Here is a 16,270-nt window from a genome sequence, read left to right on the forward strand (position 1 = left end):
CACGAGCGCCGCGCCGAGCAGCCAGCCGGCCAGCGGCTTCCACGCGAAACGGTAGATGATCAGCACGAACGCGGGCAGGCACGCCATCATCGTCGCTGTCGCGTTCACCGCGCCCATCAGCGCGACGGGAATCACGGCGGCCGCCACATCGCCGCGGCGAAGCTGGGGCGCGAGCAGGGGAGCCAGCGTCCACGGCACCAGCGCGACGGGCCACGCTTCGGAGGAGATCGCGGTCAGCGTCGTCAGCACGCGCGGGCTCAACGCGTACAACACAGCAGCGACGCTTATCGACGCCCCCTTGAGCCCCATCCTCCGTCCCAGCACCACCGTCCCCGAGAACGCGGTGCCCATGACAATGGCCCACCAGATTCTTTGCGCCACCCAGTCCGGCAGCGGCTCCGTCAACCAGAAAAACGCGCCGTGGGGGAAGAGGTAGCCGTAGGCCTGGTTCTGGATCTGGCCGAGGGTGAAGCGGTCGGTGTAGGCGTGCGCGGCAGCGGCGAGAAACGCGCCGGGGTCGGCGGTGAGATCGAATTTCGTGTCGGCGGCGGTGCGCCCGGGAGCCTGCAGGAACGCCAGCAGCGTCAGCGCGATCCAGCCCAGCAGGTGCTGTCTAGCCGGGCCGCTCAGCGTCCGCATTTACTGCCGGGAGCCGTACTCCGGGCCGCCGAGTACCGCTTCATCGGCGGAAACGGCATTGCCGGACGGCACCTGGTTCTGTCCGGAGAAGGACGCGATGCCCACCACGCCCACGACGCCGAGCACGATCCCGGTGACCGAGCTGGCCAGCACCGGGCCGAAGGTGCGGCGGGGCAGCGAGGCAGTGCTGCCACTGCTGCCGGTGCGGCGGGTTCGGATCACGGAGCTCATGGGATTTGAGGGTACCAGGGGGATAGGATTTGGAAGAGACGTCGATTAGCGAAGATGAGAAGGGGGTCCGCAATGCGCACTGCTGCTGTTGCCGTCGGCGCGCTGACATGCGTGCTGTGCGTGGCATGCGCGGGCCCCGAACCGGAACCCGTGACCGTGGAGGCGACGGAGACGCGCACGGTGACCGAGACCCCGCCGCCCGTGTCCGCGGACCTGCGTGAACGTGTCGCGTCGCTGATGGTCGTGGGTGTGAAGAACTACGACGAGGCGCGCGCCGCACTCGAACAAGGCGCTGGCGGGTTGTTCATACCCAGCTGGTCCGATCCCGGGCTGCTCACGCAAGAGGGCCGCAACATCAACGCCCTGCGCGAGGAATTCGACCGGCCATTCTCTGTCGGAATCGACTTTGAAGGCGGCCGCGTACAGCGCCACGCCGACATCCTCGGCTCCTTCCCGCCGCCACGCGATCTCGCGCAGCAATCCCCCGAGGTGATCCGCGGCACCGGTTTCGATGTGGGCCGCACGCTGGCGAATTACGGCATCGACGTGGATTACGCGCCACTGCTTGACGTGGACGCGGCGGGCCTGGACATCGTCGGCGACCGTGCCTTCGGCTCCTCCCCGGAGCGTGTCGCGGAAGTCGCCGTTCTCTTCGCGCAGGGGCTTGTCGACGCCGGGGTCACCCCCACCTTCAAGCATTTCCCCGGCCACGGGCGCGCCAGCGGTGACACGCACCTCACGCTCGCGCACACCCCGCCGATCCAGGATCTCCACGCGTTTGACCTCGCACCGTACGCCGCGGTCCTGCCGAAATTCCCGCAAGCCTCCGTCATGGTGGGGCATATGGTGGTGCCGGGCACAGGCGACCAGCACACGCCGTCGTCGCTGAACCCGAATACCTACCGCATGCTGCGCACCGGCGATTACCCGGGCGGGCAGCCGTTCAACGGGGTGGCCATCACCGATGACCTTTCCGGGATGCGGGCGATCACCGACCACATGCCCACCCCTGTCGCGGTCCGTCGCGCGATCGCTGCGGGAGCCGACCAAGCCCTGTGGTCTTCTGGCAAGGGCCTGCGCGAATCCATCGACGCCACCATCGCCGCCGTGAACGCAGGAGAGATCCCCGTGGAGCGTATCGACGACGCCGCGCGCCGCGTCCAGCAACAGCTCACCCACGGCCAGGGCAACAGGTCTCGCTAGCCGTATTCCCTCCGGCTGCTGTCGCGTCCACTACCCTGGATTGCCGTGAGTAGTGTGCAAGCGAGACGTGGGTCCGATGGATCCCGCGGCATGAAGGTTGTCGCGGGGTTCCTGGTCGGCCTGATTGTGCTCCTGCTGGGGCTGTATCTGGCGGACCTCGCCTTCAACCGCGGCAACGTACCGCGCGGTACCGCTGTTGGCGGCGTGGAGGTCGGCGGCATGGAACCGGCCGCGGCAGTGGAGAAACTGAGCAGTGAGCTCGGCGATGTCAACGACAAGCCCGTCACTGTCGCCGCCGGCGAGAAGACCACCGAGTTCGTCCCCGCCAGCGCCGGGCTCGGACCTGACTGGCAGGCGACTGTCGATGCCGCCGGCACCGAATCCCTCAATCCCGTCACCCGTTTTCTGGGGCTGTTCCGCACCAATGAAGTGGACATTGTTTCCACCGCCGACGAACGCGCGCTGAACCCGACCGTGGACCGCGTGGCCAAAGACCTCACCGTTGAGCCGATCGACGGCGCCGTGGCCATCAAAGACGGTAAAGCTGACGTCAGCGACCCGAAGAACGGCCAGGACATCGACAATGGCGAGCTCAAGCGCGCAATGAGCGCCAATTGGCTCAACCCATCCGGCGTGAAGGTGGACCCCAAGGTCACTGAGCCCGCTATCGATGAGGACCTGATCATGGAGACCGTCGACGGCCCTGTCGCCCGCGCACTCGACGGCCCGCTGACCCTCAAGGGGCAGAAGGAGACCGACGCGGTCATCGACGGGAAGAACATCGGCGAGGTAGTCACCTTCCGCAACGACCCGAAAGAACACCGCATCGTGCCCGAGGTGAACACTGAAGCCGCCCAGGGCATCTTCGCGGAGCAGCTCAAGGACACCGTCGTGGAGGGCACGAACGCCACCATCTCCGCCTCCGGTGAGGTCAGCCCGTCCGTTGACGGCAACGAGATCCGCTGGGAAGAGACCATGAAGGACTTCGGCGAGCGCGTGCTCGGCGATCAGCCCCGCACCTGGGAGGCCCAGTACCGTGAGGTCCCCGCCACCTTCACCACGGAGCAGGCCCGCAACGCCACGTTCAACGACGTCGTGGGCGAGTTCACCACCGGCGGGTTCAGCTCCGCTTCCGGCACCAATATTTCAATCGTGGCGTCCGCCGTCAACGGTGCCGTGGTCAGCCCGGGCCAGACCTTCTCCCTCAACGGATACACGGGCCCCCGCGGCGCCGCGCAGGGCTATGTCTCATCCGGCATTATTATCGACGGCCGCGCCGGCAACGCCGTCGGCGGAGGCATCTCCCAGTTCGCCACCACGCTCTACAACGCCGCGTACTTCTCCGGCATGACGGACATCGACCACACCCCGCACTCCTACTACATTTCCCGTTACCCGGCTGGCCGCGAAGCCACTGTGTACGAGGGCGCTATTGACTTGGTGTTCCGCAACGACACCCCGCACCCGGTCAAGATTGAGACCAGCTACGGTGGCGGCCAGATCACGGTGCGGATGAAGGGCGTCAAGGACCGCGAAGTGGAGTCCATCAACGGCGGACGCTGGGGTTACACCTCACCTAGCCCGAAGAGCGTCTCCGGCGGCGAGTGCGTCCCGTCCGGCGGCGCCCAGGGCTTCACCACCTCTGACACCCGCGTTGTCCGCGATTTGGCCGGTAACGAGATCTCCCGCGAGACTCAGACCACGGTGTATAACCCGCAGCCGATCGTGCAGTGCGGGTAAGGGTTCACGCCTCCGTTTTAGCTGGGCGTTCCAATCCCCACAGGGTCAGCTCAGTGATTTCCTCGTCGCGCATCATCAGCTGGTGGATCGGCGCGCCGGGGATCTCCACGTTCACCACGTCGGCGCCGTCGATAGGCACGAGCTGCGACGCGCTGTTCGGCGTGACCAGTGTGTCGCGCGTGGAGTACAGAGCGGTGTAGACCACCGACGGGTCTGTGTCCGGCAGGGGATCGGCGTGCTCGCGCATCCACGGAGACCCGGCAAGTTGCTGCGGAACGCTCGCGCTGAGCAGCAGCTTGGTAAACCGGGGGAACTGTTCGACGCGTTTGAGCACGCGCGGTGCCGTGCCCTCCAGGTCCGTGCCGTGGAAGTTCGCGCCCATGGCCACCACGCGCCGCACTTTGGGTGCGCCGCCCTGCGCGATGAAGAGCTTGGTCAGCAGACCGCCCTGCGAGTGCGCCACGATGTCCACCTGCTGCGCGCCCGTCGCCGCGAGGACCTCATCCACGTTCTTCCGCAGCTCCTCCAGCGAGTCCTCCAACGGCCCCGCTCCATATAGGCCGGGCAGGAACATGCGCCCGTAATTGAAGCCCCATACCCAATAGCCGTGATCGCGCAGATACCGCGCGTTGCGCCGGAACCCGCTCGCCCGGCTGTGAATTCCGTGCACGTACAGCACCGGCGTCTCATGCTCCGGGGTGAAATCCGGCAGGTTGAAAATGGGCTCGGTCCAGCGGGCCACTGTTGAACGCAGCTTATCGACGACGCGTTGTGTCACACTCACACCCCCACAGCATAGGTGCGCGGATGACGGAAACCCCACGGCCTGTAAAGGAGCAGGCCATGGGGCTGGAATTGTCACCCGTGACAATCGCGGAAAGGAGTATTACCTTAGTTGTTGATACATCACCAAAAGGAGTGTTACCTCGTGAAAGCGTTCGGATTTTTGAGCTTCGGGCACTACGCCTTCGGTGGCCAACGCGGGCCGTCTGCAGAAGAGATTGCCAAAATCCACTTGGAGATCGCCCAGGCCGCAGACGAGATCGGCGTGAACAACGCCTCTTTCCGTGTCCACCACTTCGTGCCGCAGGCCTCCGCCCCGATGCCGCTGCTCGGTGCCGTCGCCGCCACCACCAAACACATCGAGGTGGGTACTGGCGTTATTGACATGCGCTATGAAAACCCGCTCTACCTCGCCGAAGAGGCCGCGTCGTTGTACCAGCTCTCCGGCGGACGCGTGGCCTTGGGAGTCTCGCGCGGCGCCCCCGAGGTGGCTGACCGCGGCTGGGAAGCATTCGGCTACAAGGGCGAGGCGCCCAACGGCGTGGACGTGGCACGCGCTCACCTCGAGGCGTTCATGGCCGCAGTGGACGCCAATGGGTTCGCCACTGCTGCTCCGCTGGAGCGGCAGTACCCCAATATGTTCCAGCCCGGCTCCGCCCTGCCGGTCTTCCCCATGGCACCCGAGTTGCGCAAACACATCTTTTACGGCTCCGGCACCCACACCTCAGCGGAACAGACCGCCAAGGACGGGCTGAACCTGATGTCGTCCACCCTGGTCTCCGAGACCACCGCTGAGACCCTGGGCGAAATTCAGGCGGATCAGATCAACCGCTACCGCGCCGCGTGGAAGGAGGCGGGCCATGCTTGGGCACCTCGCGTGTCGGTGTCGCGCTCCATTTTCCCCATCGTCGACGGCGCGGACAAGCAGATGTTCGGTGTGCAGGCCTCCGGCTCCGACCAGGTGGGCGCGCTACCTGATGTCGGCACCACCACCTTCGGCCGCACCTACGCCGCCGAGCCGGACAAGCTCATTGAGCAGCTCAAAGCCGACCCCGCCGTCATGGCCGCCGACACACTGCTGATCACCATCCCCACCGGCATGGGTGTCGACGTCAACGTGAAGATCCTGGAAAACTTCGCCACCCACGTCGCCCCCGCGTTGGGCTGGCAGCCGAACACCGAAGGCCCCGTCACCGGCTACCCCATCGACTAATTACAAAAACCGGCACATTGGAAGATTGAAAACCAAGATGCCGGTTTATCCACCATGCTGCGACTCATGTGTCAACAATGTCGCGACTGAGGACAATGGAGCCGGCGACGAGAATCGAACTCGCACTCTCAGCTTGGGAAGCTGATGTTCTACCACTAAACTACGCCGGCGCGCTGGTTGCTTGAACAGCGACAGTCATCGTAGCACCGCTTGCCGCGGACTCCGAAAATCCCTCCCTCAAACCCACTGGAGGCGACACCGTAAGATGGGTCTGTGCTTCTTTCTGACCGCGACATTCGTTCCGCCATCGACTCCGGCCGTCTGAGCATCGACCCGTTCAGCCCGGACCTGGTCCAGCCGTCCAGTGTGGACGTGCGCATCGACCGCTTCTTCCGCGTGTTCAACAACTCCAAGTACACGCACATTGATCCGAAGAAGGAGATGCCGGAGCTGACCACCGAGGTGGAGGTGCCGGAAGGCGAGCCGTTCGTGCTGCATCCCGGCGAGTTCGTCCTCGCCGCCACGCTGGAGAAGTTCACGCTGCCGGCCGACCTTGCAGGCCGCCTCGAAGGCAAGAGCTCCCTCGGTCGCCTGGGCCTGGTCACCCACTCCACCGCAGGCTTCATCGACCCGGGCTTTTCCGGCCACATCACCCTGGAACTGTCCAATGTGGCCAACCTGCCCATTACCCTCTGGCCGGAGATGAAGGTCGGCCAGCTCGCGTTGTTCCAAATGTCCTCGCCCGCCGAGACCCCCTATGGTTCCTCCGCCCTCGGCTCGAAGTACCAGGGGCAGCGCGGCCCGACGCCGTCGAAGGCGTACCTCAACTTTCGGTAGGGGCGCGCGGTCACGGGTTCAATCTGCCTTTGATTGCAATGAATGCCCGTTGATGAGTAGTTGTTCATGGTCTCTGAAATGCGCGAACACGGGTTCCGGCTGCAAATGTGCTGGTGAATGAAGTGCAATTTAAGAGGTGTCTGCGTCAGGCTTAATTGCAAAATCGGCCATTTTTGCAATTAAGGATCCGGCACGGGGTGGGGTTCGTGGCCGAGCCGCAGGCACGCGGTGGCATGAATGACTAGGCTTATTTTCAACAGGTTTTCATTAACGAAAAGCGTTTTCAGCAACGTTGTACTGGCGAAAACGTGAAACCGACAGAAAAAGGAGCGACCATGACCACTGCCAACGAGAACTCCCACAACCACGGCTGCTGCGGCGGCCACGGCCACCACCACGCCGATGAGAACGCCTCGCTGGAGCAGCGCGACCTCGGCCTGAAGGATGTCCACGCCGCTGGCGGCAGCTGCGACTGCGCGCCGGGCGAGTGCACGTGCGGTCACAAGCACGGCACTGCACAGCACGAAGCAGTCCAGGGCGGTGTCCCGGACCACGGCGACTGCGAGTGCGAGCAGTGCAAGAACGCCGACCGCGAGCGCCAGCAGGAAGCGGCGAAGGGCTGCGGCTGCGGTTGCGGGCACGGTGAGGCCGGCGCGGGCAAGGACTTCACCGACCCGGACACCGTGAATGCGGATGGGACGAACCCGGCTGTGCGGACCGTCGATAAGGCTGAGGGCTACGACGAGAACGCGGGCTGGAACGACGGAAATCTGCCGTCGGAGTCCGGTTCGGCGAGCGCCAGCGGTGCTGGCGACAACGGAGAAGGCCAGATCAACTAGGCCAATTCGCGGGTCCCCTGCCAAATCATGCGCGGCGGGTCATAATGTCCCGTATGCGCATGACTGTGATTGGGACTGGATACCTGGGAGCAACGCACGCCGCCTGCATGGCGGAGCTGGGCCACGAGGTGCTCGGCATTGATGTTGACCAGGCGAAGATCGACGCGTTGAAGGACGGCAAGGTTCCGTTCTACGAGCCGGGTCTGCCCGAGGTGCTCGAGCGCAATATCGAGTCCGGCCGCCTAGGCTTCACCACCGATTACGAGGAAGCGGCCGCTTTTGCCAACGTCCACTTCATCGGCGTGGGCACCCCGCAGCAGCGCGGATCGTACGCTGCGGACACGACGTATGTGGAGGCGGCCATTGACAGTCTCGTGCCCCACTTGGAGGGCCAGCACCTGATTCTGGGCAAGTCGACTGTCCCGGTCGGCACTGCCCGTGCATTGCAGGAGCGCGCTGACGCCGTGGCGGCGCAGGCGGGCAAGGGTGCGCGCGTGGAAATCGCGTGGAACCCGGAGTTCCTGCGCGAGGGCTACGCGGTCAAGGACACCATCGAGCCCGACCGCATCGTGCTGGGCACCCGCGAGGAGAATTCACGCGCTGAGGAGATCGTCCGCGAGATCTACGCCACTCCGCTGAGCCACGACACCCCGTTCATCGTCACCGATCTACAGACCGCTGAGCTGGTCAAGGTCTCAGCGAACGCGTTCTTGGCCACCAAGATCAGCTTCATCAACGCTGTCTCCGAGGTCTGTGAGATCGTCGGTGCGGATGTCACCCAGCTTGCGGACGCGATCGGCCACGACGACCGCATCGGCCGCAAATTCCTCGGTGCCGGTCTCGGCTTCGGTGGCGGCTGCCTGCCCAAGGACATCCGCGCGTTCATGGCGCGCGCCGGCGAGGTCGGTGCGGATCAGGCGTTGACGTTCCTGCGCGAGGTCGACGCAATCAACATGCGCCGCCGTCAGCGAGTGATTGACCTGTCGCGTGAGGTGCTCGGATCCCTGATCGGCCGACGCATCACGGTGCTCGGCGCCGCATTCAAACCGAACTCCGACGATGTGCGCGATTCGCCGGCACTCGCGGTCGCCGGCCAACTCAATCTCGCCGGCGCGGCCGTCCGCGTCTACGACCCGCAGGGTATGGACAACGCCCGCAAGGTGTTCCCGACGTTGGATTACGCGTCCTCCCTCGACGACGCATTGACCGACGCCGAGCTTGTGATTCTCGCCACAGAGTGGGACGAGTTTAAGCAGCTCGACCCCGAGCACGCAGGGGAACTCGTGGCTAAGAAAACGCTTATCGACGCCCGCAACGTCCTCCCCGTCGACGCTTGGAAGGCTGCCGGCTGGGAGCTCCACGCCCTCGGCCGTTCCCTCTAACTCTGGTTAAGACGAGTGTGAGCCATTTTTCGGACACTAGCCCGACACGGCAGTGGGGGGCTGTGGGACCTATAATTACCTGCGTATGTGTGGGATCTTTAGTATGCTAATTGCCTGTGAAAACATCGCTGCTTGAAGCGAGTTCTTCACAGGTTTTTACGTATACGTCTGGCCACAAACCTGTTGTAGATTTTGCTGGTCTCACTACTTCAAGGATTGGACTAATCCATGGGCTCTGCCACCGCGCGTCCGCGCCTTTCCGTTGCCTTCTCTACCCGCGCGATGAGCGCAGCTACTATCGCCATCCTCGGTTTGACCACCATCCAGGTCGTCGACTCGCCGCTTGCACCTTTGCCTGTCGCAGCTGCTGCGCAGAGGAATATCCTGGGTAACAACAATTCAGTCCTCGCGACATATGACGACCAGGACCCGGCGTCCGTGCCGTGGAACACCACCGTCAAGCAGAACGTCACGCGCTACGGCACCCTGTACCTGAGCCTCGACGCGGTAGAGCAAGACGGTATCGCTAAAACGGGTAAGTACGACCAATGGGGTAGCCCGGTGCCACTGACCATCTGGGACACCGCGAACCAGACGAAATACCGCAATGGGTTTACTAGCGCAGTCCGCCCAGATCCGTTCAGCAACTCCAACAAGATTACGACCCAGCTCGGTGACTGGACCTACGTGTCCCAGAGCTCGTCGTTCACCGTGACCTGGAACCCCGCCCCCGGCTACATCGGCTACGCCCCGCCGCTGCCGATCCAGATCGATCCGTCGAAGCCGGGTGGGCAGCCCTCTCCCCAGTACGACTACGCCACGACCGGTCTGCCGGGCAAGACCACCACCCCGCTCACGTCTACGGGTGCGCTCGGCACGACGCAGACCACGCAGGCCGGAACAGGGTTCCAAGGTGTCACCGACGGCATCATCTGGGACTACCAGCCCACCTACGCATTCCAGATTGACCGCAACGACCCGATTGCGGCGAAGGCAAACATCGCAGACGCCGATTATGTCACCGAAAACGGTAACTACGTCGGCTACGTCACCACCGAGCTGAGCACCAGCGAGGGCCGGTACACGATTAACCCGGACTCCGGCGAGGTCACGTTCACCCCGAACAACGACTTCTTCAAAACAGGTGACCCGACCACCAAGCAAGCCACCCCGATCCGCGTGATCGTGTCCAACATGACCACGAACACGGACGAGGGCAACGGCCGCGTCATGGCCTACGGTGTCACCCGCCCCGCGCACACGATCAACGACAACAACCCCTCGCGCGCTGAGGTCACGACGACTTACACCCCGACGGTGACCAAGCCGTCGGTGCAGCTCAAGGACGTCGCAGCGCAGAACCAGGTCGGCCGCGCCGTGACGTTGCGCCCGAACTACGCGCAGGCTGACGGCGCACCGGCGATCAACACGGACACCGTTGAGCTGCTGAACCCGGACGGCACAACCGCCGGCAAGACCCTCACCGTCGCAGGCGAGGGCACCTGGCAAGTCAACTCTGATGGCACCATCACCTTCACCCCGCAGGTCGGCTTTATCGGCGACCCGACCCCGGTGAAATACACCGCGAAAAACACCGCTGGTATCCAGGCGGACCCGGCCACGCTCACCGTCGACTACTTCGTGCCGGACGGTCGCCCGGCAACGACGTTCGGCCCCCAGGGCGTGACGCAGAAGTCCACCGACAGGACCACTTCCGAGGGCGACCGCGGACTGACCGCCCAGCAGATGTTCCCGGGGTATCCCACCAACTGGTACAGCTCGTTCACCTACCAGCTTGTAGCCAGGAACGGCGACGTTGTCGCACCGAACACCGCGCTCAAGTACGACAAGGTTGGCACCTACACCATCGACGCCGCGTCCGGCGAGGTCACCTTCACCCCGGATCCGTTCTTCGTCGGCCCGGCACCGGAGGTCGGCGTGCGCATCGCCAACCTCACCACCGCGAACGGCCAGGAGCGCGGCGCGGACGGCTCCTACTTACCCGTGGTTACCGCCTCGAACGTGTACCTCCAGCCCGCGTTCGCCAACGGCAACGTCGGCGACACGCTTAAGGCCACACCGGACTACGCCATCGCCGGCCTGCCGAAGATCGACACCGAGAGCATTTCGCTTATCGACGATTCCGGCAAACGCGTCGGCACCACCCTCACCGTAGAGGGCCAGGGCACCTGGACCGTCGATCTTGCGACCGGTGAGTTCTCCTTCACCCCGGTTGCGGGCTTCCTAGGCAACCCGGCGCCGGTGAAGTACACCGCGAGGAGTGTCGACGGTATCGCGGCCCGCGAGCCGTCCACCGTCACGGTTACCTACAACCCGCTGGTCACCCGTACCGCCACCACCATCGGCGGCCCGACCGACACCCAGAAATCCACCGACCTGAACTCCCCGGGCGACGCCGGCAAGACCACCGCGGAGCTCTTCCCGGGCCTGCCCGAGGCTTGGTTCAACGCGCCGGTGCAGTTCAAGCTCGTGGACGGCACCAACCTCGTCGACACCCTCACCGTCGATGGCGAGGGCACCTACACCATCGATCCCACCACCGGCGTGGTCTCGTTCACTCCGGACCCGAACTTCCTCGGGGGTGCACCCTCCAAGCAGGCTGGTGGTGTAAAGATCCAGGCGGTGAACACCACATCCAACGGCACGAAGGTCAACTCGACGCTCATCGCGCAGTACATCCCGACGGTGGAGAACCGCACGTACACGCTGCCGTCCGCGACCAGCTCGGCGCCGATCGGCCAGCCGGGATCGGTTACCCCGGACTACGGCACCACCATCAACCCGACGAGCGTGCAGCTTCTCGACGCTGACGGCAACCCCGTCGGCAAGACGCTGGACATCCCGGGCCAGGGCACCTGGTCCGTCAACCCGACCACCGGCGAATTCACGTTCACGCCGGTACCGGGCTTCGTCGGCACGCCGGTGACCGTGCTCTACACCGCCGCGGCCACTGACGGCGGCACGGTGACCGGCACCGGTGGTGTGACCATCACCTACCCGGCGGCCATTACGGTCCCCGCCACCACCGTCGGCCCGCAGGGCACCGCCCAGAACAGCACCGACAAGGGCGCGAACGACACCGGCCGCACCCCTGCCGAGATGTTCCCGAACCTGCCGACAGATTGGTACGGCAAGGACAACAGCCCCGTGAAGTTCCAGCTCGCGGGTGCAACCGACAATGTGCTCACCGTCGAGGACGTGGGCACCTACACCATCGACCCGGTCAAGGGCACCGTGAAGTTCGAGCCGGAGAAGGGCTTCACAGGCCAGGCCCCGGCAGTGGAGATCCAGACCGTCGGCCTCAGGGACGCCAGCGGCCAGCCGGCCGAGATGACCAGCACCTACCAGCCGTTCGTTGTGCCGGTGCGTGTTGAGATCCCGTCCGACTACGCGAAGGCCACCCGCATCGGCCAGCCGGTCACGATCACGCCCGAATACCTCGACAAGACTGTCGACACGAGCACGATCCGGATCATCGCGCCGCCAGGCAGCACGCTCTCCGATGACGGCAAGACGCTGGTTGTGCCGGGCGAGGGCACATGGACCGTCGATACGCAAGGCGTGTTTACCTTCACCCCGCAAGGGCCGGAGGCGCCGGGCGGCGCGTTCGTTGGCAGCCCGACCCCGATCGATTATACGGCCACCAACTTCGACGGTATTCCCGCACAGGTGCCGGGTCAGATCTCCGCGTTCTACCCGACGCCGGATCCGGCCTCGGTGGTCACGACCGGCCTGCAGGGTGTCACGCAGCACTCCGACGATAAGGGCCGTCAAGACCAGGGCTTGACAGCTAAGGAGCTGTTCCCGAACATTTCGCAGGCAACGTGGTGGGATCAGGCTGTGTTCGGCTTGTACGATGCCAACGGCAAGCTGGCGGAGAACAACACCCTCACCGTCGCTGGCGAGGGCACGTACACCATCGATCCGAAGACCGGCCAGGTCACGTTTACCCCGGACCCGACATTCGTGGGTACGGCGCAGTCGGTAGGCATCGGCATCGTCAACGCCCAGGGCACACCGACGGCAAGGTACACCGCAGTCGTCGAGCCGGTGGACGTGCACCTGAACGATGCATCCGGCATTGCCAACGTCGGTGCGCCTCTGAAGGCCACGCCGAGGTACTCGAACAGCATCGACAAGTCCACAGTCGAATTTGTCGGCCCCGACGGTAAACCGGCCGGCAAGGAGTTGAAGGTCGATGGCCAGGGCACGTGGACCGTTGATAACAACGGCACCTTCACCTTCACGCCGGTCGATGGCTTCTTCGGGACTCCGACCCCGGTGAACTACACCGCGAAGAACACCAACGGTGTGCAATCGACCGACACGGGCACGGTGACGGGGTACTACCGGGATCCGAAGACGTCGCCGTCGGTCACCACGGGTGACGTGAACCAGACGCAAACCTCGAAGACCGGCGCGGAGATGTTCCCGTCGTTCCCGAACAACTGGAGTGTCACGTACTCGCTTTCTGGCGCGACCGATAAAAAGATCGAGACCGCCGAGGGCACGTTCGAAATCGATCCTGGGACAGGCGTGGTCACCTTCACCCCGGCGAAGGACTTCACCGGCACCCCGGATCCGGTGACGGTTCAGGCCACCACGGCGACAGGCGCAACGGTGTCCACAACGTACCAGCCGTCGGTGACCAAGACGACGACCACGACTAACACCGAGAAGGCCACGGAAACGTCTACCCAGGCAGCTACACCGACGACGATCACCACGACCATCGACGGAACGCCTACAACAATCACCACCACTCAGACACAGAAGGTCACCGAGACCAAGAACCTCACCGCCACGGTGACTGCAGATCCGGTGACTGCAACGGTCACGCAGGACCCGATCACGGTGACGCCAGCGCCGGTGACCACAACAGTCGAGGTGACCGGTGCGACGCAGACTGTCACCATCACGCCGACTCCGGTGACGCTCACCCCGGAAGCAGTCACCACGACGGTCAATGGGCAGGCGATCACGGTGACGGCACCGCCGATCACGCACACCCCGGAGCCGGTCACCACCACGGTGAAGCAGCAGGCGGAGCCGGTGACGGTGACTGTGGTGCCGCCGACGGTCGTCGTCACGCCTGATCCTTCGACTGTGACGGTGACTCCGCCGCCTTCGACCACCACGATCCAGGTTCCGTCGAAGGAAACCCGGATCAAGGTGGAAGGTTCCACGGTCGAATTTACCGCGCTCAAGAACAACCCGTTCGCGGTGGAGCTCAGGGACACCAAGCTCGACCCGAACTCGCTGGCATTCCGCCCGATCGATGGCGCGACCATCTCCGAGGACGGCAGGAGCATGAAGGTTCAGGACCAAGGTGAGTGGAAGATCCTGGAGGGCGGCGCTGTCGCGTTCTTCCCGCTGCCGAACTTTGTGGGCGAGGTCACCGAGGTGCAGCTGGACTACACGCGTACCGACGGTGCCACGGTGGACCAGCCGGTGCGCATCCACGGCACGTACGTCGAAGGTGTTTTGCCGCCGGTGACGGAAACAACCACGACCACAGCGACCAAGCCGACCACGGTCACTCCGCCGGAGGGCAAGCAGGCCAAGGATCTGGACTTCGTCCTCGAGAAGGGCAAGCCGTTCACTGATCAGATCACAGGCACCAACGTCGATCCTTCAACGCTTAAGTTCCGTCCGGTTGAGGGAGGTAATTTGCTTGACGACGGCAAAACCCTCACCGTCCCAGGCCAAGGCACCTGGAAACTCGACGACAACGGCAAGGTGACCTTCACACCGGAGAAGGAATTCACCGGCAAGGTCACCCCGGTCGTCGTCGAGTTCACCGACAAGACGGGCAAGCCCGGAACAGTCACGATCACAGGCCGCTACTGGGATCCGCTGTGGGGCCTGCTCGCCCTCATCCCGGTCGTCGGTCTGATCCCGCTGCTGTCGGGTCTGATCCCTGGCGGCTCCAGCATCCCGGGTCTGCCGGGTGGTTCCAGCACGCCGGGTCAGCCTGGACAGCCTGGTCTGCCAGGCCTTCCGGGGCTGCCCGGCCTGCCCGGTAGCGGCGACGACAAGACGCCGAACCCCGCAACGGTTCCGCAGCCCAGCGCCCCGGCCCCGCAGCCGGGCACTCCGGACGGCACCACCCCGGGTCAGGGTGACGGCACTCCGGCGACGGGCGACTCTGCCACCACCGGAACCGGCACCACCGGCTCGACGGGATCCACCGGTTCCACGGGCTCGGGTGACTCGTCGGCCTCGTCTGATACGACTGGTTCGACAGACTCAACCGACTCGGGCGAATCCTCGGACGGAAGCCTGGCATCCACCGGTGCAAACGTCCTGTGGGCGCTGCTCATCGGCACCTTGCTGACGATCGCGGGCGTGTTCATGGTTCGCCGCCGCCGCGAAAGCTAGGTTCTTACCCCTAGCCGATAGATAATGGAACCGGTCACCGCACGAATGCGCGGTGACCGGTTCCATTCGTCATGCGGTTACAGCGTGCCCTTCGAGTCTTGTCACCACAGAAAAACGAACAGTCACCTAGCTCGCGAGCAGGCGAGCCTGGTGCTGAATTGCCTGGAAGAGGAAGTGCTTCAGCTGCCCGAGCGTGCCGACGGTCACCCGAAGGACCTGCCACCCAAGCACCGCGCACTCCAAGTTGATGCGTGAATCCTTGTCGCGCTGGCTGCGCTCCAGGTGGTGGTCGCCGTCGTACATGATGCCGATCTTCAGTTCCTGAATCGCGAGGTCCAGCGTTGTGACCAGGCGGTCGCCGTTTCGGACAGGGACTTGTTCGAGGAGGGTGAGGCTGAGTTCGTCGCAAAGTGCTTGGCAGATCAACCGCATCTCAGTTTCTTTCGGGGAATCGGCCTTGTCGCTGGATTGGGCGACCAGGGGCTCGATCCAGGCGCGTTCGATTCTCTTGTGGCATGCGGCGAGGAGGTCGGTGGGTGAGAGGGGGAGGTGGCGGCGGATGGCGTCGATAAGCTGAATCGTGCGGATGTCGACTGGGGCTAAGTCTTGAACTGGGAAAACCTCCCAACTGTGCTTCACCGTGCGGATGTGCATGATCGCGTGGGCTGCTGCTAGATCGGGCGGGGATATGCGGAGACTGAGGCCCTGGAATGTGACTGTCCACCATTCTCCTTTGGGTTCGCGGAGGACGTGGGGCGTGAATTGGGTAGGTGGTTCGGTTTTGCGGACTTTCCAGAACAGGGTGGTGTCGCACGAATCTGCGAAGAACGGGAGGCCGAAAACCGCCAGGGCGCTGAGGCCACAAATGATGTGGCCAGGGCGTTCGAGCGCCATAGCGACGGCCCGAAGAGCGGCCGGGGCGTGATAAGTGATGCGCCGCGGGTGGTGGGTGGCCTGGTGGTAGACGAGGTTGGCTGGGCGGAGGTTGGCGGAGTCGGTCT

General features: G+C 64.4%; 11 protein-coding genes and 1 tRNA gene. 7 read left to right on the forward strand and 5 right to left on the reverse strand.

Annotated features, from left to right (window positions below):
- Both CZ338_RS05920 and CZ338_RS05925 read right to left on the reverse strand, forming a co-directional pair.
- A partial coding sequence (locus CZ338_RS05920; protein WP_143341278.1) for an alpha-(1->3)-arabinofuranosyltransferase domain-containing protein occupies positions 1 to 639 on the reverse strand: 639 nt, incomplete at its 3' end.
- Complete coding sequence (locus CZ338_RS05925) at positions 640 to 870, reverse strand: DUF2613 domain-containing protein (RefSeq protein ID WP_087117372.1); 231 nt, start codon at positions 868 to 870, stop codon at positions 640 to 642.
- 72 nt (positions 871 to 942) lie between these two features.
- Here CZ338_RS05925 and CZ338_RS05930 point away from each other — a divergent pair, with 72 nt between their 5' ends.
- Both CZ338_RS05930 and CZ338_RS05935 read left to right on the forward strand, forming a co-directional pair.
- On the forward strand, positions 943 to 2,073 hold the full coding sequence (locus CZ338_RS05930) for a glycoside hydrolase family 3 N-terminal domain-containing protein (RefSeq protein ID WP_087117373.1): 1,131 nt from the start codon (positions 943 to 945) through the stop codon (positions 2,071 to 2,073).
- A 90-nt stretch (positions 2,074 to 2,163) separates the two neighbouring features.
- A complete protein-coding gene (locus CZ338_RS05935; RefSeq protein ID WP_087117374.1) occupies positions 2,164 to 3,813 on the forward strand; it encodes a VanW family protein in 1,650 nt (549 codons plus the stop codon).
- A 4-nt stretch (positions 3,814 to 3,817) separates the two neighbouring features.
- Here CZ338_RS05935 and CZ338_RS05940 read toward each other — a convergent pair whose 3' ends face one another.
- Positions 3,818 to 4,597 (reverse strand): alpha/beta fold hydrolase, encoded by a 780-nt coding sequence (locus tag CZ338_RS05940; protein ID WP_235839472.1) that lies wholly within the window; start codon positions 4,595 to 4,597, stop codon positions 3,818 to 3,820.
- A gap of 144 nt (positions 4,598 to 4,741) precedes the next feature.
- Here CZ338_RS05940 and CZ338_RS05945 point away from each other — a divergent pair, with 144 nt between their 5' ends.
- On the forward strand, positions 4,742 to 5,809 hold the full coding sequence (locus CZ338_RS05945) for an LLM class flavin-dependent oxidoreductase (protein WP_087117375.1): 1,068 nt from the start codon (positions 4,742 to 4,744) through the stop codon (positions 5,807 to 5,809).
- Positions 5,810 to 5,905: 96 nt separating this feature from the next.
- Here the strand turns inward: CZ338_RS05945 and CZ338_RS05950 are convergent.
- A tRNA-Gly gene (locus CZ338_RS05950) sits at positions 5,906 to 5,979 on the reverse strand.
- A 103-nt stretch (positions 5,980 to 6,082) separates the two neighbouring features.
- Between CZ338_RS05950 and dcd the strand changes: the two genes are divergently transcribed.
- The 4 genes from dcd (at position 6,083) to CZ338_RS05970 (ending at position 15,269) form a co-directional block, all read left to right on the forward strand.
- A complete protein-coding gene (gene dcd / locus CZ338_RS05955; RefSeq protein ID WP_087117376.1) occupies positions 6,083 to 6,646 on the forward strand; it encodes a dCTP deaminase in 564 nt (187 codons plus the stop codon).
- Positions 6,647 to 6,981: 335 nt separating this feature from the next.
- Positions 6,982 to 7,485, forward strand: a complete 504-nt coding sequence (locus CZ338_RS05960) for a hypothetical protein (protein ID WP_087117377.1) — start codon at positions 6,982 to 6,984, stop codon at positions 7,483 to 7,485.
- 53 nt (positions 7,486 to 7,538) lie between these two features.
- On the forward strand, positions 7,539 to 8,867 hold the full coding sequence (locus CZ338_RS05965) for a UDP-glucose dehydrogenase family protein (protein ID WP_087117567.1): 1,329 nt from the start codon (positions 7,539 to 7,541) through the stop codon (positions 8,865 to 8,867).
- Between the two features lie 228 nt (positions 8,868 to 9,095).
- On the forward strand, positions 9,096 to 15,269 hold the full coding sequence (locus CZ338_RS05970) for an Ig-like domain-containing protein (protein ID WP_087117378.1): 6,174 nt from the start codon (positions 9,096 to 9,098) through the stop codon (positions 15,267 to 15,269).
- Between the two features lie 126 nt (positions 15,270 to 15,395).
- Here CZ338_RS05970 and CZ338_RS05975 read toward each other — a convergent pair whose 3' ends face one another.
- Positions 15,396 to 16,163 (reverse strand): hypothetical protein, encoded by a 768-nt coding sequence (locus CZ338_RS05975; protein WP_087117379.1) that lies wholly within the window; start codon positions 16,161 to 16,163, stop codon positions 15,396 to 15,398.
- Positions 16,164 to 16,270 lie beyond the last annotated feature (107 nt).

This window comes from Corynebacterium urinipleomorphum, assembly GCF_900155535.1.
Taxonomy (GTDB): Bacteria; Actinomycetota; Actinomycetes; order Mycobacteriales; family Mycobacteriaceae; genus Corynebacterium; species Corynebacterium urinipleomorphum.

Coding starts and splice junctions, on each gene's coding strand:
- CZ338_RS05925 (WP_087117372.1), bottom strand. CDS start 870: ATGAGCTCCGTGATCCGAACCCGCCGCACCGGCAGCAGTGGCAGCACT.
- CZ338_RS05930 (WP_087117373.1), top strand. CDS start 943: ATGCGCACTGCTGCTGTTGCCGTCGGCGCGCTGACATGCGTGCTGTGC.
- CZ338_RS05935 (WP_087117374.1), top strand. CDS start 2,164: ATGAAGGTTGTCGCGGGGTTCCTGGTCGGCCTGATTGTGCTCCTGCTG.
- CZ338_RS05960 (WP_087117377.1), top strand. CDS start 6,982: ATGACCACTGCCAACGAGAACTCCCACAACCACGGCTGCTGCGGCGGC.
- CZ338_RS05965 (WP_087117567.1), top strand. CDS start 7,539: ATGCGCATGACTGTGATTGGGACTGGATACCTGGGAGCAACGCACGCC.
- CZ338_RS05970 (WP_087117378.1), top strand. CDS start 9,096: ATGGGCTCTGCCACCGCGCGTCCGCGCCTTTCCGTTGCCTTCTCTACC.
- CZ338_RS05975 (WP_087117379.1), bottom strand. CDS start 16,163: ATGGCGCTCGAACGCCCTGGCCACATCATTTGTGGCCTCAGCGCCCTG.